The 19,894-nt window shown below is 65.9% G+C and carries 21 protein-coding genes; 6 read left to right on the top strand and 15 right to left on the bottom strand.

What is annotated here, in order from left to right; all coding sequences use genetic code 11:
* Positions 1–31: 31 nt before the first annotated feature.
* The 5 genes from BM275_RS12840 to BM275_RS12820 form a co-directional block, all read right to left on the bottom strand.
* Positions 32–382 carry a DUF3147 family protein gene (locus BM275_RS12840; RefSeq protein ID WP_042924706.1) on the bottom strand — a complete coding sequence of 117 codons (351 nt, stop codon included), beginning with the start codon at positions 380–382 and terminating at the stop codon, positions 32–34.
* A 73-nt stretch (positions 383–455) separates the two neighbouring features.
* Positions 456–1,136 (bottom strand): transmembrane anchor protein, encoded by a 681-nt coding sequence (locus tag BM275_RS12835; protein WP_090521515.1) that lies wholly within the window; start codon positions 1,134–1,136, stop codon positions 456–458.
* A gap of 12 nt (positions 1,137–1,148) precedes the next feature.
* Positions 1,149–1,880, bottom strand: coding sequence for a HupE/UreJ family protein (locus BM275_RS12830; RefSeq protein ID WP_090521513.1), 732 nt, complete (start codon positions 1,878–1,880; stop codon positions 1,149–1,151).
* Positions 1,881–1,938: 58 nt separating this feature from the next.
* Complete coding sequence (locus BM275_RS12825) at positions 1,939–2,295, bottom strand: hypothetical protein (protein WP_023444434.1); 357 nt, start codon at positions 2,293–2,295, stop codon at positions 1,939–1,941.
* A 210-nt stretch (positions 2,296–2,505) separates the two neighbouring features.
* A complete protein-coding gene (locus BM275_RS12820; protein ID WP_090521510.1) occupies positions 2,506–4,353 on the bottom strand; it encodes an SLC13 family permease in 1,848 nt (615 codons plus the stop codon).
* A 229-nt stretch (positions 4,354–4,582) separates the two neighbouring features.
* Between BM275_RS12820 and BM275_RS12815 the strand changes: the two genes are divergently transcribed.
* A complete protein-coding gene (locus tag BM275_RS12815) occupies positions 4,583–5,539 on the top strand; it encodes an alpha/beta hydrolase family protein (RefSeq protein ID WP_090521507.1) in 957 nt (318 codons plus the stop codon).
* Positions 5,536–6,012, top strand: a complete 477-nt coding sequence (locus BM275_RS12810; RefSeq protein ID WP_014821143.1) for a GreA/GreB family elongation factor — start codon at positions 5,536–5,538, stop codon at positions 6,010–6,012. The genes BM275_RS12815 and BM275_RS12810 overlap by 4 nt, the downstream gene beginning before the upstream one ends.
* A 108-nt stretch (positions 6,013–6,120) precedes the next feature.
* Here BM275_RS12810 and BM275_RS12805 read toward each other — a convergent pair whose 3' ends face one another.
* The gene (locus BM275_RS12805; protein WP_090521505.1) at positions 6,121–8,061 is read right to left on the bottom strand and encodes a DNA topoisomerase III; all 1,941 of its coding nucleotides are present in this window, start codon (positions 8,059–8,061) and stop codon (positions 6,121–6,123) included.
* A gap of 188 nt (positions 8,062–8,249) precedes the next feature.
* Here BM275_RS12805 and BM275_RS12800 point away from each other — a divergent pair, with 188 nt between their 5' ends.
* Entirely contained in the window at positions 8,250–8,462 is a 213-nt protein-coding gene (locus BM275_RS12800; protein ID WP_003283903.1) for a DUF3079 domain-containing protein, read from the top strand.
* A gap of 7 nt (positions 8,463–8,469) precedes the next feature.
* On the opposite strand, the gene BM275_RS12795 is transcribed toward BM275_RS12800, so the two are convergent.
* Entirely contained in the window at positions 8,470–9,699 is a 1,230-nt protein-coding gene (locus BM275_RS12795; RefSeq protein WP_090521503.1) for a dicarboxylate/amino acid:cation symporter, read from the bottom strand.
* A 194-nt stretch (positions 9,700–9,893) separates the two neighbouring features.
* Here BM275_RS12795 and BM275_RS12790 point away from each other — a divergent pair, with 194 nt between their 5' ends.
* Both BM275_RS12790 and BM275_RS12785 read left to right on the top strand, forming a co-directional pair.
* Entirely contained in the window at positions 9,894–10,217 is a 324-nt protein-coding gene (locus tag BM275_RS12790) for a hypothetical protein (RefSeq protein WP_090521501.1), read from the top strand.
* Between the two features lie 72 nt (positions 10,218–10,289).
* Positions 10,290–11,015 carry an SIMPL domain-containing protein gene (locus BM275_RS12785; RefSeq protein WP_090521500.1) on the top strand — a complete coding sequence of 242 codons (726 nt, stop codon included), beginning with the start codon at positions 10,290–10,292 and terminating at the stop codon, positions 11,013–11,015.
* A gap of 620 nt (positions 11,016–11,635) precedes the next feature.
* Here the strand turns inward: BM275_RS12785 and BM275_RS12775 are convergent.
* The 3 genes from BM275_RS12775 to BM275_RS12765 all read right to left on the bottom strand — a co-directional run bounded on the left by BM275_RS12775 (position 11,636) and on the right by BM275_RS12765 (position 15,303).
* Positions 11,636–12,562 (bottom strand): ABC transporter permease, encoded by a 927-nt coding sequence (locus tag BM275_RS12775; RefSeq protein WP_011914010.1) that lies wholly within the window; start codon positions 12,560–12,562, stop codon positions 11,636–11,638.
* Positions 12,563–12,627: 65 nt separating this feature from the next.
* Positions 12,628–13,734, bottom strand: a complete 1,107-nt coding sequence (locus tag BM275_RS12770; protein WP_015276257.1) for an ABC transporter permease — start codon at positions 13,732–13,734, stop codon at positions 12,628–12,630.
* Between the two features lie 12 nt (positions 13,735–13,746).
* Positions 13,747–15,303, bottom strand: a complete 1,557-nt coding sequence (locus BM275_RS12765; RefSeq protein ID WP_090521497.1) for an ABC transporter ATP-binding protein — start codon at positions 15,301–15,303, stop codon at positions 13,747–13,749.
* A 248-nt stretch (positions 15,304–15,551) separates the two neighbouring features.
* Between BM275_RS12765 and BM275_RS12760 the strand changes: the two genes are divergently transcribed.
* Positions 15,552–16,472 carry an AraC family transcriptional regulator gene (locus BM275_RS12760; RefSeq protein WP_090521494.1) on the top strand — a complete coding sequence of 307 codons (921 nt, stop codon included), beginning with the start codon at positions 15,552–15,554 and terminating at the stop codon, positions 16,470–16,472.
* A gap of 1 nt (position 16,473) precedes the next feature.
* Here BM275_RS12760 and BM275_RS12755 read toward each other — a convergent pair whose 3' ends face one another.
* The 5 genes from BM275_RS12755 to BM275_RS12735 all read right to left on the bottom strand — a co-directional run bounded on the left by BM275_RS12755 (position 16,474) and on the right by BM275_RS12735 (position 19,891).
* Entirely contained in the window at positions 16,474–16,929 is a 456-nt protein-coding gene (locus tag BM275_RS12755; RefSeq protein ID WP_090521491.1) for a carboxymuconolactone decarboxylase family protein, read from the bottom strand.
* Between the two features lie 10 nt (positions 16,930–16,939).
* Positions 16,940–17,677, bottom strand: coding sequence for an SDR family oxidoreductase (locus tag BM275_RS12750; RefSeq protein WP_090521488.1), 738 nt, complete (start codon positions 17,675–17,677; stop codon positions 16,940–16,942).
* Positions 17,678–17,799: 122 nt separating this feature from the next.
* The gene (locus BM275_RS12745; RefSeq protein WP_090521483.1) at positions 17,800–18,270 is read right to left on the bottom strand and encodes a nucleoside deaminase; all 471 of its coding nucleotides are present in this window, start codon (positions 18,268–18,270) and stop codon (positions 17,800–17,802) included.
* A 36-nt stretch (positions 18,271–18,306) separates the two neighbouring features.
* On the bottom strand, positions 18,307–19,101 hold the full coding sequence (locus BM275_RS12740; RefSeq protein WP_090521480.1) for an ABC transporter permease: 795 nt from the start codon (positions 19,099–19,101) through the stop codon (positions 18,307–18,309).
* Positions 19,088–19,891 (bottom strand): ABC transporter ATP-binding protein, encoded by an 804-nt coding sequence (locus BM275_RS12735; protein ID WP_090521478.1) that lies wholly within the window; start codon positions 19,889–19,891, stop codon positions 19,088–19,090. Before BM275_RS12735 ends, BM275_RS12740 begins: the two co-directional genes overlap by 14 nt.
* Positions 19,892–19,894: the final 3 nt, after the last annotated feature.

Raw genomic sequence — 19,894 nt, 5'->3', positions numbered from 1 at the left:
AGGTGGCGCCGTCGGTCTTAACGCCAGGCGGTCACAGCAGCTCTATGCCGAAGGGGCGCATGAGCAGCGCTAACAGCCCGAAACAGACGACCGTGATGCCTGCGCTGGCCAGCAGTGCCAGCCAGAACCCCAGCCGTGGCAGCAGCAGCGGAAACGCCAGGAACATCGGCAGGGTCGGCAGGACATACCAGAAGGTATGCCAGGCGTGGTTGGCGATCTTCTCCGGCGATTGCTTCTCCAGGTACAGCCAGATCAGCGTGAGGAGGGTGATGAGCGGCAGCGCGGCAATGAAGCCGCCGAGCTTGTCGCTACGCTTGGCCACCTCCGACACCAGCACGACCATGGCAGCGGTCAGCGCGTATTTGGTGATGATCCAGGACATGGGTTTCTCCCGTACGAGCCGCAGCCCTGGCCGAGTTTGGCCAGGGCTGCGGTGGTTACGCCGAAAACGAAACTCAGAACACCTGTTCGATGGTGATGTATTCGCCATCGGTGCGCAGGGTGAGTTTCACCGTCTCGTTGGTGCGGTTTCGCCAGAACCAGCCGTGCTTGCCGTCGAACGCGGCGACCAGTTCACCCTGCAGCTCAGGCGCATTCTTGCCCTTGCCATAGCCATGGTAGAAGCCCTTCGGTGCCTTGTAGGGATCGCCGTGGGTGTCGTAGTTGAGGCGCCCGCCATTGGCCGTCCAGTGGAAGTTCGCCTTGGCGCCTTCCTTCATTTCCAGCTTGATCTCGGTGGCCTGGTTGGGCTTGAGTGTCAGGTTCACCTCGTGCTGCTGGGTGGCGACTTTTGGTGGCGCCGGTTGCGCAGGCGTTGGCGCCGCCGCCGGGGCTGGCTCGGCCTGTGCCGCCACCGGTTCCTCCTTGTCCGGCGTTGTTGCGCCAGGTTCGGCTGGAGCGGCTTCGGCCGGTGGCTGCGCTTCGGTCGCGGCTTCCTCGGCCAGGGTCTGCTTCAGTTCGCCCATCTGGGTCAGGCCCAGCAGTCGGCCGGCACCGGTCGGGTCGATGGCGTACTCGGCGGGCATCACCACGGTTACCAGCAGCACGCCGGCGGCGATCAGGGCGATGAGGGTGGAGCGCAGCAGCTGGCCGCTGCTGGGCAGCTCGCTCAGGTCGGGACGTTGGTTGTTGTACATGGGGCAAATTCCTTACGAAGACAGGGCCAGGCCGGTGAGCTGGTAGCCCATCAGCAGGAAACCGGCGCTCATCATGGCGACGTTGGCGGTGTAGGCGTGGCGCCAGAAGCCGGCGGTGCGCCGCCAGTAGCCCATGGCAATGAGGATGGCGCTCAGCGCCAGCAGCTGGCCGATCTCGACGCCGACGTTGAAGGCGATCAGGTTGGCGATCAGGCCATCGGCGGCAATCTCGTATTCGAGAATCTTGGTCGCCAGGCCGAAGCCATGGATCAGGCCGAACACCAGCGTCGCGGCGCGGGTATCGGGCTGATAGCCGAACCAGCGTTGAAAGGCGCCGAGGTTGTCCAGTGCCTTGTAGACGACCGAGAAACCGATGATGGCGTCGATCAGATAGGCGCTGATGCTGATCTCCATCAGCACGCCGAGCAGCAGGGTGACCGAGTGGCCCACTGCGAACAGGGTGACGTAGAGCCCGACGTCCTTGAGTCGGTAGAGGAAGAAGATCACCCCGAAGAGGAACAGCAGGTGGTCGTAGCCGGTGATCATGTGCTTGGCGCCCATGTAAATGAACGGCAGCAGCATCACGCCGGAGCTTTCCTGGATGAAGCCCTTGTCGCCTTCGGCCACGCCATGGGCGAGTGCGTCGGGCACGAGGAAGAACAGCAGCATGCCGAAAACCGGCAGCAGCGAGTGGCGCAGGCGTGCGTAAAACGCAGCGAGCCCGCGCAGGGATTGCGAATGCATGGAATGGTCCTGAGCTGGTGAAAAGAGGTCGCCTGAGGCGACCGCGGTCGCAGCAGGATCAGGCGCGAGGTGGACGCTCGATGCGTGACACCGGTCCTTCGGGCAGCGCGCGCCGTGGCCAGGCTGGCAGGTCGGCGCGCTCGGGCTGCGCAGACAGGCTGAGCTGAAGCATGGGATGGGGTGTTTCGTGGATGTGATCGCCAAGCGCGTGCACGTGTTGCAGCTGGCACAGCGTGCAGTTGCCGGGCTGCCATTCATGGCTGGGAGCGTGATGATGGTGATCGTCGTGCCAGTGGGCGTCAGCACCGTGCTGAGCCGCGCCGTTCAGCCACGACAGCGCATGGCCGCCCCAGCCCATCAGCATGGCGATGAGCAGTGCGGATACCAGCGGGGTCTTGAGGCGTTGGCGGATCATCAGCGATCTCGTGTTGCAGGCGTCGCACGCAAAGCAGGGTATGCCGTTTCGCCTGACACCGCGCGCTGCGCATCGTCAGGTCGACGCGATTCTGGCAGCCATCGTCGGATCTGTCTGCGTGTACTGCCATTGCTCAATGGGCTAATTTCCCTTCCGCCTTGGTAGTAGTCTGAGCGCCCGCGGACGCTGGGCACCGGTGCCACTGGCTGCTCATAGCGGCCAGATCCAGAGGATCGCCGGCACGGCGCAGAGCACCACCAGAATCGACAGCGGCAGGCCCAGCCGCCAGTAGTCACCGAAGCGGTAGCCACCCGGCGCCATCACCAGCGTGTTGGACTGATGCCCGATGGGCGTGAGGAAAGCACAGGACGCACCGATCGCGACCGCCATCAGGAACGGATCGACTGACGCATCCATGCCGCGTGCCAGGCTGATCGCCACCGGGGCGGCGAGGACCGCGGCGGCCGCATTGTTGACCACGTTGGAGATCAGCATCACTGCCACCATCAGCAGCGCCAGCGTCGCTGCAGGTGGCAGTGAATGGCCAACCGACAGCAGGGCGTCGGCGATCAGCTGCGAGCCCCCGCTGGTTTCCAGCGCCTGGCCGACCGGCAGCATGGCCGCGACCAGCACGATGACCGACATATCGATGCTGTCGTAGATGCGGCCCATGGGAATCAACCCGACCAGGATCATCACCAGCGCGCCGGTGACCAGCGCAGTGGCCGCCGGCACCAGGCCGAAGGCGATTATTGCCAGGGTGATGGCGAAGATGGCGCTGGCCAGCAGCACGTTGCGCGGAGTGGTGATGCTCAGCCCGCGGGACGCCAGCGGAAGGCAGCCCAAGCTGTTCAGGCTCGACTGCAGGGCATCCTCGCGGGCCTGCAGCAGCAGGATGTCGCCCGTGGCGAAGCGGATCTTGCCGAGCCGTTGGCGCAGCCGCTGCCCCTGGCGGGCGACGGCCAGCACGTTGACGCCGTGACGTTCGCGCAGGTCGAGGCCGCTGGCGGTCGTGCCCACCAGTATCGAGCCGGGGGAGATGATGGCTTCGGCCAGGGTCAGCTCGCCGTGCCGGCTCTTGTGATTCTTTTCGGTCCTTTCGTCTTCGAGCGCCTGTTCGGCGGCCTTCTGCTCGTTCTGTGCCTTGTCCTCCTGCTCGTCAACATTGGCCGCCAGCTCGACGCCGGTGACGTCGAGCAGCGCCTTGAGACTGTCCGAATCCGCTTCCACCAGCAGGATGTCGCCCTCGCGCAGCACCTCGTAGGTGGACGGCATGCGCTGGCGCTCGTCGCCGCGCACCAGGGCGATCACCTGCACATCGGCTTCGTCCTTCACTGCATTGATCAGCGCGTGCAGGGTGCGCCCGGCGTACTTGCAGCTTTCCGGCACTCGCACTTCGGTGAGGTAGGCGCTGATCTCGAACAGATCGCCGTTGCCTTCCTGCTCCTGCCGCCGCGGCACCAGCCGCCAGCCAAGCAGCGCTATGAACAGCACGCCGGCGACGGTCACCGCAGCGCCCACCGGGAGAAAGGCGAACATGCCGAACGGTGCCTCGCCAGCCTCGGCGCGATAGCCAGCGATGATCAGGTTGGGCGGGGTGCCGATCAGCGTCAGGGTGCCGCCGAGCAGCGAGCCGAACGCCAGTGGCATCAGCAGGTAGGACGGCGAGCGGCCGCTCTGGCGCGACATCCAGATCGCCACCGGCATGAACAGCGCCAGCGCGCCGACGTTGTTCATGAAGCCCGAGCTGAGCGCGACGATTCCGGTCAGTGCGGCGACCTGCGCCCATGGGCGTTCGCCGACCTGCATCAGCCGCCGTGCTACGGAATCCACCACGCCGGCGTTGAGCAGGCCGCGGCTGAGGACCAGCACCGCGGCCACCGAGATCACGGCGGGATGGCCGATGCCGGAGAACACCTCGTCCGCCGACACGACGCCGGTCAGTGCGCAGGCGAGCAGCGCGCCGAGGGCGACCAGGTCGTAGCGCCAGCGATTCCAGACGAACAGCACCAGCGTTGCCGCCAGTACGCCAAAGACGATCAGCTGTTCGCCGGTCATGTACTTTTCTCCAAGCCGCCAGGAACCCGCAGCGCGTCGGCGCCTTGGTTCGGGGCGGTAATGCCAGTGGAAACCAGGATGAGGTATTGCGCTGCAGGCCACCTGGCTGCAGGGGTAATGCGGCTGTCATAAACAGACTGCGGTCGCTGCGCAAAGGTGCCGGCAGGTTATGGCAAAAATGTGCGCTGCGGGGCAAGGTGGCGGCACAACAATTCGAAAGGTCCTTGCCATGCCCGAGTCCGTTGCCCTGCACTGCATCGATGGTTTCACCCTCGCCGCGCAGCTGTGGCGGCCGGCAGGCGCCGAGCGCGGCGCGGTGATCATCAGCTGTGCCACCGGGGTGCTGTCGCGCTATTACGCACGCTACGCGAGCTTTCTCACTGAGCACGGTTTCACTGCACTGACCTACGACTTTCGCGGCATCGGCGGCTCGCGGCCGCAGCGCCTGCGCGACATGCGGATGCGTTGGCGCGACTGGGGTGAATACGACTTCGATGCCGCGGTGCGCTATATGCGTGAGCGTGATCCGCACGGGTTGCTGGTTGCAGTGGGGCATAGCGCCGGTGGCTTTATGCCGGGCTTTGCCGAAGCTGCCAGCGAGGTGGATCGATACCTGAACGTAGCGGGGCAGTTTGCCTATTGGCGTGATTACGCCGCCGAGCGGCGCTTGGGCATGTACGCCAAATGGCACCTGTTCATGCCCGCGGTTACCCGGCTGGCTGGCTATTTTCCCGGCCGGCGCTTCGGCTGGCTGGAAGATCTGCCGGCGGGCGTCGCGCTGGAATGGTCCCGGCGCGGCGCGCGCCTGGAAGACAGCTACCCGCCTGACGAACACGAACTGCTGTTTAGCCGCTTCGCCGCGATTCGTGCGCCGATCCTCGCGGTCAGTACCAGTGACGACGAGTTCGCCACGCCGGCTGCGATGCGTCGGGGCCTAGGCTACTTTCGCAACAGTCCGCGCCAGCTGGTACAGCTCAATCCCCGCGCGATGGGCTTCGAGCGCATCGGCCATTTCGGTCTGTTCCATGATCGGCATCGCAACGGTTTCTGGCACGAGACTCTGGAGTGGATCGCAGAGGGCCGCAATCCCTGGCTGGCCGATGCGGTCATGGAGGCGGGTGCAGCGCCGAACAGCGACGCAGCCATTCCCTTCGGCGCGCCGCCGGGCTATAAGCCTGGCCCATGAACAAGACCTCCCTTCAGCAGAAGATCATCGCCACCCTCGAAGCCGATCGCGAGGTCGCCAGGACCGTGCTGGCCGCGACCCACGAGGCCGCCACCCATACCGAGAGCAAGGCCGAGAACAAGTACGACACCCGTGGCCTGGAAGCGGCCTACCTCGCTGACGGGCAAAGACGGCGTCTGCACGAGATCGAGACAGCACTGGCCGCCTACCGCAACCTGCAGCCGACCATCGGCTCGCACGAGTACGTGCGGGTCGGAGCGCTGCTTTGCCTGGAGCACGATGGCGTCGAACGCTGGTTCTTCCTCGGCCCGGATGCCGCGGGGCTGAAATTGCAGCATGAAGGCCGGGAGATTCTGGTGATCTCGCCGCGTTCGCCGTTGGGGCACGGGCTGCTGGGGCGTCAGGTGGACGATGAGGTGGTACTGCGGGTCAATGGCCAACGACAGGCCTATGAGCTGCTGGAGATTCACTAGGGCAGCTGCTTGTTTCGGACTGGTCTGGGATAGGCGCGATTCGCGGTCAAGAACGCTCCCGCGCTGCGCCTACCGAGTCTGGAAACGTAACCACCCCCGAGCTGTGGCTCAGTCTGCGGTTGCCGGCTTGCGTCGGCGAGCCGGTTTGCGTGGCGCGCCGCTGCGTTTCTTCTTCCACGGTTTTCCCCCGCGGCCAGCGGCAACTGGCGGGCCGCTGATGGTCATGCGCAGTCCGGCGCAGCGTTCGACCAGCTTGCTCATCCACGCCGACTGTTTGGCGACGAATTCCTCCAGCGGCATCTCGCCGCTCTGCACCATGTCCAGCGCTTGCTCCCAGATCGCCGTAGTGCCGGGGTCGGCGATCGGCCGTGGCACGGCGTCGATCAGGCTGAACGCCGCTGGTGTCGCCGCCAGCGCCTTGCCCTGGCGAACCAGATAACCGCGGTCGAGCAGCCCCTGGATGATGCCGGCGCGGGTCGCCTCGGTGCCGATGCCGGTGGTGTCCTTGAGTTTCTGTTTCAACCGCGGGTCATCCACCAGCTTGGCGACGTTCTTCATCGCCTTGATCAGGTCGCCTTCGGTAAAGGGCTTCGGCGGCTGGGTCTGCTGGTCCTTGAGATTGACCTCGCCCACCGCGTAATCCTGGTCCTGCTGCAATGCCGGCAGGCTTTGCGGTGCTGGCGCTTCGCGACTCCCGCGTGTCGGTGCCAGCGCTTCGGGCATGGCGCGTTTCCAGCCCGGCTCGACGATGCGCTTGCCCACCGCGCGCAGCGCCTGGCCGGCGCAGTCGAAATCGGCCTGGGTACGGTCGTATTCGTGGTTGGGCAGGAACTGCGCCAGATAGCGCGCACGGATCAACTCGTACACCGCACGCGGTCGCCCGGACAGACGTTCCAGACCCCGCGCTGCTGCGGTGGGGATGATGCCGTGGTGGGCGCTGACCTTGGCATCGTTCCAGGCCCGTGAGCGGCGCGACAGGTCCAGATGCGGCTGCAGCGCGGCGAGCGTCGGGTCGGCCTGAGTCAGCGCCGCGACGATGGCCCGCGCCTCGCCGTGCTGGCTCAGCGGCAGGTAGCCGCAATCGCTGCGTGGGTAGGTGATCAGCTTGTGGGTTTCGTACAGCGCCTGGGCGATGTCGAGGGTTTCCTGGGCACCGAGGCCGAGCTTCTTCGAGCAGACTTCCTGCAACGTGCCGAGATCGAACGGCAAGGGCGCGGCCTCGCGCTGACGCTCGGTCTTGAGCTTCAGCAGACGGGCGCTGGCGGCGTTGCGCATGGCGTACGCAGCCTGCTGCGCACGAGCCTGATCGAGGCAGCGGCCCTGGTCATCGCAATGGTCGTCCGGCGCCTGCCACTGCGCGGTGAACGCAGTGCCATCGGCGAGCAGCTGCACGTCGATGGCCCAGAACGGCACTGGGATGAAGTCGGCGATGCTGCGGTCGCGGTCCACCACCAGGCGCAGCGTCGGCGTCTGCACGCGGCCGACCGGCAGCACGCCCTGGTAGCCGGACTGGCGGCCGAGCAGGGTGAACAGCCGGCTCATGTTCATGCCGATCAGCCAGTCGGCGCGCGAGCGGCCGAGGGCGGCATGGTAGAGGTTGAAAGTCTCGGCGCCGGGCTTGAGTGCGGCCAGCGCCTTGCGGATGGAGGCATCGTCCAGCGCCGATAGCCACAGCCGGCGGATCGGCCCGCGGTAGCGGCAGTGCTCGACCAGCTCGCGGGCGATCATCTCGCCTTCGCGGTCGGCGTCGGTGGCGATCACCAGTTCGCTGCATTCGCCGAGCAGGCGCTTGACCGCCTTGAACTGGCTGGCGGTCTTCGGCTTGACCAGCATCTTCCAGCGCTCCGGCACGATCGGCAGGTCGGCCAGCACCCAGCGCTTGTAGCGCGGGTCGTAGGCGTCCGGCGGGGCGGTTTCCAGCAGATGGCCGATGCACCAGGTCACCGTCACCCCGGCGCCCTGCAGGCAACCGTCGCCACGCCGGTTGGCGCCGAGCACCTTGGCAATGTCCCGGGCCTGGGAAGGTTTTTCGCAGAGATAGAGTTGCATGGAGGCTGTGACGGCAGGGGTCGATGGCGCGAAGCATGGGTACAAACGGCGCTTCAGGCAATCTTTATCTGTATGTGCATACAGTTGTTGTGCGCCGATACCGGTCGTTCTTGAGCATGATCAAGTCTGGCGACGGCGAGGAGGCTTAGCCTGTGGTCACTGCAACAACGCCAGAAAAGGCACCCGCAATGGCCAAGAAATTTCCCCTCGAACCTTCCCACCCCGAACGTGTGTGCTGGGGCTGCGACCGCTATTGCCCGGCCACTTCGATGGCCTGTGGCAACGGCGCGGGCCGCACCCAGCATCCGGCGGAAATGTTCGGTGAGGACTGGTATCTGGACGAATGCTGGGGTATCGACCCGGAGCTGATCGCCAAGACCCGCAAGGAGTCGTCGACCTGATGCTGCGCTAGGCGCGATCGGCGAAACGCTGCACCACCACACTGCCGATGATGTCGCCCTCGACGTTGACCGCCGTGCGCACCGTGTCCAGCAAGCGGTCGATCGGCAGCAGGATCGCCACCGCCTCGGCCGGCAGGCCGACCGCCTGCAACACCATCACCATGGTCACCATGCCGGCGCTGGGAATCCCCGGCGCGCCGGTGGACGCGATCATCGCCGTGAAGAACACCACGGCCTGCTGCGCCAGGCTCAGCTCGATACCCATCAGGTTGGCGACGAACAGCGCTGCTGCCGCTTCGTAGAGTGCGGTGCCGTCCATGTTCATCGTTGCGCCCAGCGGCAGCACGAAGCCGGCGATGCCCGGGCGCACCTTGAGGTTGTCCTCGGCGCAACGTAGGGATATCGGCAATGTCGCCGCGCTGGAGCTGGTGGCGAACGCGGTGATCAGCGCTTCGCGGGTGCCGCGGAAAAACCACAGCGGCGATTTGCCGGTTGTGAGAAAGAGAATGCCCGGCAACACCACTATGCCGTGAAACAGCGTGGTGGCGAACACCAGCACGATAAAGCCGCCGACGGCGCTGAGCAGCGCCACATCCTGCTCGGCCACCAGCTTGATCAGTAGCGCGAGGATGCCCAGCGGCGCCAGGCGCATGATCCAGCTGATGATGCGCATCATCAGCTCGAGGAATTCCTGCAGCACCACGAGGATATTGCGGTAGCGGTCGCCGCCGGCCACCAGGGCGATGCCGATGAACATGGCGAACACCACGACGGCTAGGATGCTGCCGTTGGCCAGCGCGGCGATGGGGTTCTGGAACAGGTTGGCGAAGAAGTGCAGGAAGAACTCCGGCAACGTCAGCTGACGCGCCTCGAAGTCGTTCATCGCCTCGGCGAACAGATCCAGCGACAGCCCCGCGCCCGGCTTGAAGATGTTCGCCGCGACCAGCGCCACCAGCATCGCCGCACTGGTGGTGAGGGTGAAGTAGACCAGTGCGCCGCCCCACACCCGATGCACCTGATGGTGCGCCTGCAGGTTGGCCACGCCGACCACGATGGAGGTGAAGATCAGCGGGATCAGCACCATCTTCAGCAGGCCGATAAAGATGCTCCCGGCCAGGGTGCTGGCATAGAGCACGCCCTCGCGTACGGGCGCGTCGGTCGGCAGTGTGCCGGTCAGCCAGCCGATGGCGACACCCAGGCAGGCCGCGACAAGAATCTGCAGGTTGAGACTGGGCAAAGGGGTGGCTCCTCGGATCGGTAGCGGTGGCGCTAAGCAAAAGAATGAACGCTGCGGCAAAAGTTCGCATCGCGCGGGGCGCAATCATACAGACGCAACGCAACCGACGTGCCAATGACCTGGCGTCGGCTGGCCGCTGACAAAGCCTCGCAGCTGGGTTTTCATGACCGGGCAGGTAGAGGAGGGCGCGAGTCATGAGCGATCAGGACATCGAACAACGCATCGCCCGCGATATCGCCAGCTGGCAACGCGGTGTGCAGGGAAAAGGCGAACCGCTGGTGGTGGACGAAGGCTGGCTGCAGACGCCGCCGGGCCTGCGCTTGCCGTTCTCGGTGCTGAAGAGCGCCGGGGTGCCGCCACGGGAAGTGGATCTGCTGGCGCAGCGTGCCGCGTTGCGCGAACGGCTGGAGGCCTGTGCCGATACGCAGCAGCGCGCGCGGCTGGAGCGCGAGCTGAGTGAGCTGGAGCAGCACATCGCCTTCCGGCTGGATGCGTTGCAGCGCCTGGGTCGCGGTTGAGCGCTGGTGACTGGTGTTCGCCCGGCGCTGGAGTAGCATGCGCATTCGGTCAATTCCTAAGGGGAGAAGCACGTGGCTACAGCACGAATCGGATTTCTGCCGGCGGCGTTGATCGCCGCGGCGGTGGCTTTCGCCGGTTGGTCGGTGGGGCAGGGTGTGGAGCGTTTTCGCATGGCTGACCGCACGGTGACGGTCAAGGGCCTGGCGGAGATGGACGTGAAGAGCGACTTCGCGGTGTGGACGCTGGGCTTTCGTCGTGGTGGCGATCAGTTCGCCGAGGTGCAGAAGGGGCTGAGCGAGGATCGCCAGCTGGTGCTGGATTTCCTACGCGAGCAGGGCTTCACCGACGAGGAGCTCGAGGTGCGGCCCTTGCAGGTCCAGGATCTGTTGGCGCGTGAATGGGCCTCGCGTGATGTGGCGCTGCGCTTCAATGGCCAGGGTCAGGTGCTGGTCAAGTCCGAGCGCGTCGATGCGGTGGGCAAGGCGGCCAATGCCATCGATCCGCTGATCTTGGCCGGTGTTCAGCTGGATACCGAGGTGAACGGCTTCGCCGGGCCGCGCTACCAGCTGCGTGGCTTCAACGAACTGAAGCCTCAACTGTTGGAAGCGGCCACCAGCAATGCCCGTGAGCAGGCGACTCGTTTTGCCGATGATGCTGGCGCCACGCTGGGGCGGTTGAAGAACGCCAACCAGGGGGTGATTCGGGTGATCGATGACGATGGCAGCGATATGGACAGCGGGCGGACCGTGGGGAAACGGCTGCGGGTGGTGAGTACGTTTGAGTACACCTTGGATTGAGAAGCGGCTGAGCGCTGGGTGTCGTTGCTGGCATGTCGAGCGTGGCTGCCAGTGGTTCACAGCGGATACGGGCGCTTTGACGGTTCGATTCAGGACAATTACCGAGTGTGCTGACACTTTTGGTTTCGGCCCCTCGGCCGAGTCACTTTCTCTTTGCTCGCGCGAAAGAGAAAGTAACCAAAGAGAAAGCGCGCCCGACATCCGGCCCCGGCTGCGCCGGGGTTCCCTCCTTCCGGCGTTGCTCCGGGGGCCGTCACGAAGGGGCGTCCCTGCCCCTTCGTTCCTCGCTCGGCGTCCTGCCTCGCGTCTCCCTGCGCAACGCCTCCACTCGGCCTCCTGACGGGAACGTAGACCGAGTTGCCTGGAAGATCTCGCGGTTTGTTTTGGTTTTATTTTTTTGCACAAACCATCAGGCGATACCAAAAGCCCCTTGCGCGGCGACCCTCGGAGCAGTGATGGCATGAGGGAAGTCTCGCGTAGCGAGACCCGGATGGCTGGGGCAAGACTTTTTGGTTCCTTTTGGGGCGACTGCCAAAAGGAACTCGCCCAGCAGGGCGAAACCAAGCTCTCAAGCAACCCGCCAACCGGCCTGGTTCCGCGTAGTCAACCGGCCCGACAAATCAATGCCCCGGCTGCCAAGGCTGCCCCAGCGACACTGGCGCGTACAGCCGTGTACGGATCGCATCCCTCGACAGCAGCACCAGCACCAGAATGGTCGCCACATACGGCAGCATCGCCAGCAGGTTGCCGGGGATCGCCAAGCCCAAACCCTGCGCCACCAGGTGGAGGATGCTGGCCAGGCCGAACAGGTAGGCGCCGAGTAGCACGCGGCTCACCCGCCAGCTGGCGAACACCACCAGGGCCAGTGCGATCCAGCCGCGGCCAGCGGTCATGTTTTCCGCCCACATCGGCGTGTACGCCAGCGACATGTAGCCGCCGGCAAGCCCGGCCATGGCGCCGCCGAACATCACCGCCAGGGTGCGCACGCGCAGCACCGGCAGGCCCATGGCGCTGGCGGCGTTGGGGTTTTCGCCGACGGCCTGGATGATCAGCCCGATACGGCTTTTCAGCAGTACCCAGGCCACCAGCGCAAACAGGGCGAAGGACAGGTAGACCAGCAGATCCTGGGCGAACAGCATGCGGCCGATCACGGGGATCTCGCTGAGCAGCGGAATGGCGATCGGCTCGAAGCCGGCCAGCGGCTTGCCGACCCAGCTGGCACCGACGAACGATGACAGGCCGACGCCGAAGATGGTCAGCGCCAGACCCGTGGCGACCTGGTTGGCGTTGAAGCCCAGCGCCACCATGGCAAACAGCAGCGACAGCAGCACACCGGCCAGGCAGGCGAACAGCACGCCGAGCCAGAGGTTGCCGCTGGCGAAGGCGACGATAAAGCCGATCACCGCGCCGAACAGCATCATGCCTTCCTGGCCGAGGTTGAGTACGCCGGTTTTCTCGCACACCAGCTCGCCGAGGGCGACCAGCAGCAGCGGCGTGCCGGTGCGGATCATGGCGTAGAAGATATTGGTCAGCAGATCCATGTCCATCGGTCAGGCCTCGAACTTCAAGCGGCAGGCAGCGGGTGAAAAGGGAAGTAGCACAGCGCGGACGATCATGTGGCCGGCTCCTCTTTGGCGCTGACGAGCTGGGGCTTGCGTGCCCACAGTTTCAGGCGCGGGCGGTAGAGGATCAGCACGTCGCAGGCGAGCAGGAAGAACAGCACCATGCCCTGGAACAGCTGGGTGATGGACTGCGGCAGGTTGGCCGCCATCTGTGCGTTCTCGCCGCCGAGGTAAAGCAGCGCCATCAGCAGGCTGGCGAAGACGATGCCGATGGGGTTGAGGCGGCCGAGGAAGGCCACGGTGATCGCCGCGTAGCCATAGCCCGGCGACACCTGCGGCACCAGCTGGCCGATTGGCCCGGTGACTTCGGCGACGCCGGCCAGCCCGGCCAGGCCGCCGCTGATCAGCAGGGCGATCCACACCAGCTTCTTGTCGCGGAAACCGACGAAGCCGGCGGCGCGCTTGTCCAGGCCGAGCACCTTGATCTGGAAGCCGAGAAAGCTCTTCTGCAGCAGCACCCAGACCACCACCAGTGCCAGCAGGGCGAAGTAGAAACCGCCATGCACGCGCAGCCCTTCGATCAGCTCGGGCAGCCGGGTGGCGTCGCCGAACATCGCCGACTCGGGGAAGTTGAAGCCTTCCGGGTCCTTCAGCGGGCCGTGCACGGCGAACAGCAGCAGGTTCAGCGCAATGTAGTTGAGCATGATGCTGGTGAGGATTTCGTTGGCGTTGAACGCCGTCTTCAGCCAGGCGCAGAGCCCGGCCCAGGCGGCGCCGCCGAGCGTGCCGAGCAGCAGTGTCAGCACCAGTGCCCAGCGCGAGTCCCAGTCGATGATGTTGACTGCCAGCGCGCTGCCGGCCAGTGCGCCGATGAGCAGCTGGCCTTCGGCGCCGATGTTCCAGATGCGTGCGTTGTAGACCACCGCCAGGCCCAGCGCACAAAGCAGGATCGGCAGCGCCTTGACCAGCAGTTCGGAGACGCCGTAGAGATCGCCGAGCGGGTCGATCAGCAGCACCTTGAGGGTTTCCAGCGGCGGATGGCCGAGCAGGGCGAACAGCAGCGCGCCGCTCAGCAGCGTCAGCAGTGCCGCCAGCAATGGCGAGAACCAGAGCATGGCCCGTGAGGCCTCGCCGCGGGGTTGCAGGGATAACAGCATGATGGATTCTCGTCAGGCGGCAGAGGTGGAAACAGGGGTGTCGCTGGTATCGAACTGGCCGGCCATCCAGCGGCCGACTTCGACCGGGCAGGTGCTGGCAGTAGCGCGCTGTGGCGACAGCCTGCCGTCGCTCAGGGCGGCGATGCGGTCGCTGATCTGGAACAGCTCCTCGAGGTCTTCGGAGATCACCAGGATCGCCGCGCCGGCATCGCGCAGTTCGATCAGCGCGCGGTGGATCGCTGCTGCCGCGCCGACGTCCACGCCCCAGGTCGGGTGCGCGGCGATCAGCAGCTTCGGCTGCTGCAGGATTTCGCGACCAAGGATGAATTTCTGCAGGTTGCCGCCGGACAGACTTGCCGCCGGGGTCTGTGCGTCCGGCGTCTTCACGGCGAAGCGCTGGATGACCTGTTCGGCGAAGGCGCGCACCTTGCCGCGGCGGATCATGCCCTGCTCGACCATGCCGGTCTGCTGATAGGCGGTGAGCAGGCCGTTGTCGGCCAGGCTCATGCTCGGCACCGCGCCGTGACCGAGGCGTTCGGCCGGCACGAAGGCCATACCATGGCGACGGCGGGCGTCGGGGCGCAGGTGGGCGACATCGTCACCGAGAAAACGAATGCGCATGGCCTGTGCGGCCGGCAGGCGCTGTTCGCCACTGAGCAGGGCGAGCAGCTCGTCCTGGCCGTTGCCGGCGACCCCGGCGATGCCGACGATCTCGCCGGTGCGTACCTCCAGGTCCACCTCTTCGAGGGACACGCCGAACGGATCGGCGTTGTGCCAGGACAGCCGCTCCACGCGCAGGAACGGCGCGCGGCCCTCGCTCTTCGGGTATTCGGCTTCCAGCCCCTCGGCATCGCCGACCATCAGCCGCGCCAGTTCCAGGTCCGAGCATTCGGCGGGGATGCATTCACCGGACACGCGACCGGCGCGCAGCACCGTGGCGCTCTGGCACAGCGCGCGCACTTCATTGAGCTTGTGGCTGATGAACAGGATGCTGCAGCCCTCGGCCGCCAGCCGGCGCAGGGTCACGAACAGCTCGTCGGCCTCCTGCGGGGTGAGCACCGAGGTCGGTTCGTCGAGAATCAGCAGGCGGATGTCCTGCATCAGGCAACGGATGATCTCCACCCGCTGGCGCTCGCCGATGGACAGGCTGTGCACCAGCCGTTGCGGCTCCAGCGGCATGCCGTAGCGCTGCGAGACCTCGCGGATCTTCGGCTCCAACTGTTTCGGCGTACCGGCCTTGGCGCCCAGCGCCAGGGCGATGTTCTCCGCTACCGAGAGCGTCTCGAACAGCGAGAAGTGCTGGAACACCATGCCGATGCCGCGCTCGCGGGCCTGCGCCGGGTCGCGCATGGTCACCCGTTCGCCTTGCCAGTGGATTTCGCCGGCGTCCGGCTGGGTCACGCCGTAGATGATCTTCATCAGGGTGCTCTTGCCGGCGCCGTTCTCGCCGAGCAGGGCGTGGATCTCGCCCGGCTGGATCGACAGGTCGATACGGTCGTTGGCCAGGCAGCCTGGGTACTGTTTGGTTATGCCGCAGAGCTGGAGGCGCGCGGTCTGGGAATCGGGCATGGAGGCGTCCGCTGGGTTTTTCATGACCAGGGTGTAGCAAAAAGCTGGCCAGGCAGTCAGGAATTGAGGTGCGACGTGGCCACGGCAGCTGCGCCACCGGTTAGCCATGCGACGATGTTAGCCGGTGCATCGCTTTGGTGCTTCACTCGGTGACACCGTCGTGTCGATGCACTGCCATGGGGCGGGACGACCGCGGGCCGGATGGGCTGCTAAGCTAACCGTCCTTTCCGCTTCCACCGGTTGCCTGCATGAACCAGATGGACCTTCATTCCGCCGAGGAAACGATTGCCCAGCGTGCCGCCTTGGCGCGGCTGATCGATGGCCTCTTGCGCGACGACGGCATGCATCCCACCGCGATTGACGACCTCTACCTGATCCGCTGCAGCGCGCCGAGCGAACTGGTGCACGGGCTGCACAAGCCGGCGCTATGCATCATCGTGCAGGGCAGCAAGGAGGTGCGCCTGGGCGACGAGCTGTACACCTACGATGCGCTGCACTACCTGGTGGTCTCGGTCACCGTGCCGGTGGCCGGTCGCGTGTTGGAGGCTTCGTCCGGCGAGCCGTACCTGTGCATCCGCCTGGATATCGACCCGGCAATGGTCGCCACCCTGGTGGCCGAAAGCTCGCCGTTGAGCCAGCCCGTGGAAGGGCCGGCGCGCGGTGTCTATCTGGACCGCATCGATGCGCCGTTGCTGGATGCCACGCTGCGCCTGGTGCGACTGCTCGCCAGTCCGCAGGACATCCCGGTGCTGGCGCCGCTGGCCATGCGCGAGATCTTTTACCGGCTGCTCTGCGGCCGGCAGGGGCGCCACCTGCATGAGATCGCAGTGCGCGACAGCCAGGGCCATCGTGTCACCCGCGCCATCGAATGGCTGAACCGCAACTATGTCGAACCGCTGCGCATCGACGAACTCGCGCAACGGGTCAACCTCAGCAGCTCTACGCTGCATCACCGCTTCAAGGCGCTGACGGCCATGAGCCCGCTGCAGTACCAAAAACAGCTGCGCCTGCAGGAGGCGCGGCGGCTGCTGATCGCCGAGGGACTCGATGTGTCCAGCGCCGGCTACCGGGTCGGCTACGAAAGCCCCTCGCAGTTCAGCCGCGAGTACAGCCGGCTGTTCGGCGCCTCGCCGGTGAAGGATCTGGCCCGGCTGCGCAGCACCGCGTAATTCAGCGCGGCGCCGGGTCCGGCACCTCGCGCAATGCCTGAGCGGCATCGATGGCGCGGGGAAAGCCGGCGGTCACGGTGGTCAGGTAGACCACCTCCTTGAGCTCCTCACGGGTGACGCCCAGGCGCAACGCGTAGCCGGCGTGCACCTTCATGTACTGCAGATTGCCCTGAGCGGCGAAGGCGGCGATCACTGCCAGTTGGCGGGTGCGATCATCCAGCTCGTTGCGTCCCCAGACATCGCCCAATGCGTACTGGGTGATGCCCTCGGCGAGAAAGGGATAGTCCTCGCGAAGCGCTTCGAGTACCGGTTGCCCGGCACCGCCGGACAAGTGATCCATCACCTCGACGCCACGTTCGTGCCGCTCGTTGCCGGCGGCTTCCAGCGAGGCGAAGGTCAGCGAGCCGAACACGGCCAGGCAGGCCGCGGCCAGGGTGTTGCCTGTACGAAGGGTCACGGCGGCGCCCTCAGTAGGGGCTGGCGGTGGGGCGAACCACCAGTTCACTGACGTCGACATCGGCCGGCTGGTCGATGGCATAGGCGATGGCGCGGGCGATGGCTTCGGCCGGAATGGCGATGCGGCGGAAGTCGTCCATGGCCGAGCGGGCGCTGTCATCGGAAATGCTCTCGGCCAGTTCCGATTCGGTGACGCCGGGGGAAACCAGGGTCACGCGAATATCGCCGCCGACCTCCTGGCGCAGGCCTTCGGAGATGGCCCGCACCGCGTACTTGGTGGCGCAGTACACCGCTGCGGTCGGGCTCACCGCGTAGGCGCCGATGGAGGCGATGTTGACGAACTGGCCGGCGCGCTGGCGCTGCATCAGCGGCAGGCCGGCGGCGATTCCGTGCAGCACGCCGCGGATGTTCACGTCGATCATCCGGTCCCACTCGTCCACCTTCAGTGCGTCCAGCGGTGAAAGCGGCATTACCCCGGCGTTGTTGACGATTACATCGACGCGGCCGAAGCGCTGTTCGGCGAAGTCGACGAAGGCCTGGGTGCTCTCGCGACTGGTCACGTCCAGCGCGCGGCAGGCGGCGATACCACCGCTTTCGTCGATCTCGGCGACAAGCTTTTCCAGCCGATCCAGGCGTCGCGCGCCCAGCACGACAGTTGCGCCCTGGGCCGCCAGCAGGCGCGCCGTGGCTTCGCCGATGCCGCTGCTGGCGCCGGTGATGAGTACGATTTTGCCGGTGATGTTCGACATGGGTTTGTCGTCCGCAGGTTGATTCGGGCGACGTCGGTGACGCCGTGGTTCGAATGTTGCGACGGAGGGCGGTGGCGGCGTTATGGCGATCCTGCCGGGCGCTTGCCTGATTCTGGCGCCCCCTACCAGATGCCTTCGTGCAGGGCAGCAGCCTCGTCTTCCAGCAGCGGCCCGACGACTTCGACCTTGCGCTGGCCGGCTTCGAAGACGATGCGGCAGGGCAGGTCCAGCGTCGGGTTCTCCGGATGGTTGCCGGTGATGTCCTTCAGGCTGTGCTCGGAAAGCCCATAGACCACGCGACCCAGCCCGACCCAGTAAGCGGCCCCGGCGCACATGGCGCAGGGTTCGGCGGAGGTGTACATGGTGCAGCGCGAGAGGAATTCCGGTGTGTAGCGGGTCGAGGCGCGGGTCATCAGTACACGCTCGGCGTGGCCGGTCATGTCGTGGTCGGGCATATAGGCGTTGCCCTGTTCCAGCAGCACTTCACCGTCCGGCCCGACCAGGATGGCGCCGAACGGGTGGGTGCCGTTTTCCAGCGCGCGGCGGGCGACGTCGAAGCTTTTGCGCAGCAGCGCGAGATCGTCGAGAGGCATGGCGTTATCCAGACTGAGATGATGATGTGGTGGGTTTCAATGCCCAGCCTTGGGCAGACTCCAGGGAAAGCAGACCTTCTGCAGCAATCCGATCAGGTGGAACAGCAGCAGGCTGATCACCACCAGCATCATCAACGCGGCGAAGGCTTGCGGCACCTGGAACATCGAGGTGGAGAAGTTGATGAAGTAGCCCAGGCCTTTTTCCGCCGCGACGAACTCGGCGACCACCGCGCCGATCACCGCCAGGGTGATGGAGATGCGCAGCGCCGAGAACAGGTGTGGAATCGCATAGGGCAGGCGGATGTTGCGGTACTCGCGGGCCTTCGATGCGCCCAGCGAGCGCGACAGTTCCACCAGCTCCTCCGGCGTCGCCAGGAGGCCGGTGACGCAGGACACCACGATGGGGAAGAAGGCGATCAGGAAGGTGATGAATACCCGCGGCAGGTCGCCGGCGCCCATCACCACCACGATGATCGGCGCCACCGCGACGATGGGCGTGGACTGCACGATCACCAGCAGCGGATACAGCGTGCGCGACATCACCCGTGAAGAGGCCAGGGCGATGGCCAGCGGGATGCCGATCAGGATCGACAGGCCGTAGCCCATCAGCGTCACCCGCAGCGTGGCGAAGATATGCTCGGCCCAGGCACCGAGGCCGACCTTCTGCGTCGCCGCGAAGATGGCGCTGGGCGAGGGCAGCACGAAGCTCGGCAGCTTGAGCAGGCGGCAGGCCGCTTCCCAGATCAGCAGCAGAACGAGCAGGGCTAGCCAGGGCGCGAAACGGTCGGCCTGGGCCTTCAGGCGCAGCGCCCTGGGCTTAATGGGCGGCATGGCGCGAGAAGACCTTGCGGCGGATATGGTTGGCGAGCTCATTGAAATGCGGCTCCGTGAGGGTTTCCATGGACCGCGGGCGCGGCAGGTCGACGTCGATGATTTCCTGCACACGGCCGGGGCGCGCCGACATCACCAGGATGCGGTCGGCCAGCAGCAGCGCTTCGGGAATCGAGTGGGTGATGAACAGCACCGTCTTCGGGCGTTGGGTCCAGATGTTCAGCAGCTCCAGGCTCAGCTCGTCGCGGGTCAGGGCGTCGAGGGCCGAGAAGGGCTCGTCCATCAGCAGGATTTCCGGGTCGTGCAGCAACGCCCGGGCAATCGCCGCGCGCTGCTGCATACCGCCGGAGAGTTCGTCCGGGCGCTTGTTGCCGAAGTCCTTCAGCCCCACCAGCTCCAGCAGCTCCTCGCCGCGGGTGATCTCCTGGGCGGTGACGCGGCCGTATTTGTGGCGCATGGGAAAGGTCAGGTTGTCGCGGATGTTCAGCCACGGCAGCAGGGTCGGTCGCTGAAATACGATGCCGATCTCGTCGCGCGGGCCATCCACCGGGCTGCCGTAGATGCTGACCTGGCCGTGGGTCGGACGTACCAGCCCGGCGAGGATGCGCAGCAGCGTGGACTTGCCGCAGCCCGAGGGGCCGAGCACGGCGATGAACTCGTGGCGGCCGATGTCGAAACTGGCGTTGTCCAGCGCCACCACCTCGCTGCCATCGGAGGAGGTGAAGACCTGGCTGACCCGGTCGAAGCTGATGTTGGGGCGCGGCGTGGCGGGCAGGACGGCGGCATTCATGGC

This window comes from Stutzerimonas kunmingensis (assembly GCF_900114065.1).
Lineage (GTDB): Bacteria > Pseudomonadota > Gammaproteobacteria > Pseudomonadales > Pseudomonadaceae > Stutzerimonas > Stutzerimonas kunmingensis.
The sequence above is the reverse complement of the archived record's forward strand: the minus strand, read 5'-3'. Positions and strand labels throughout refer to the sequence as shown.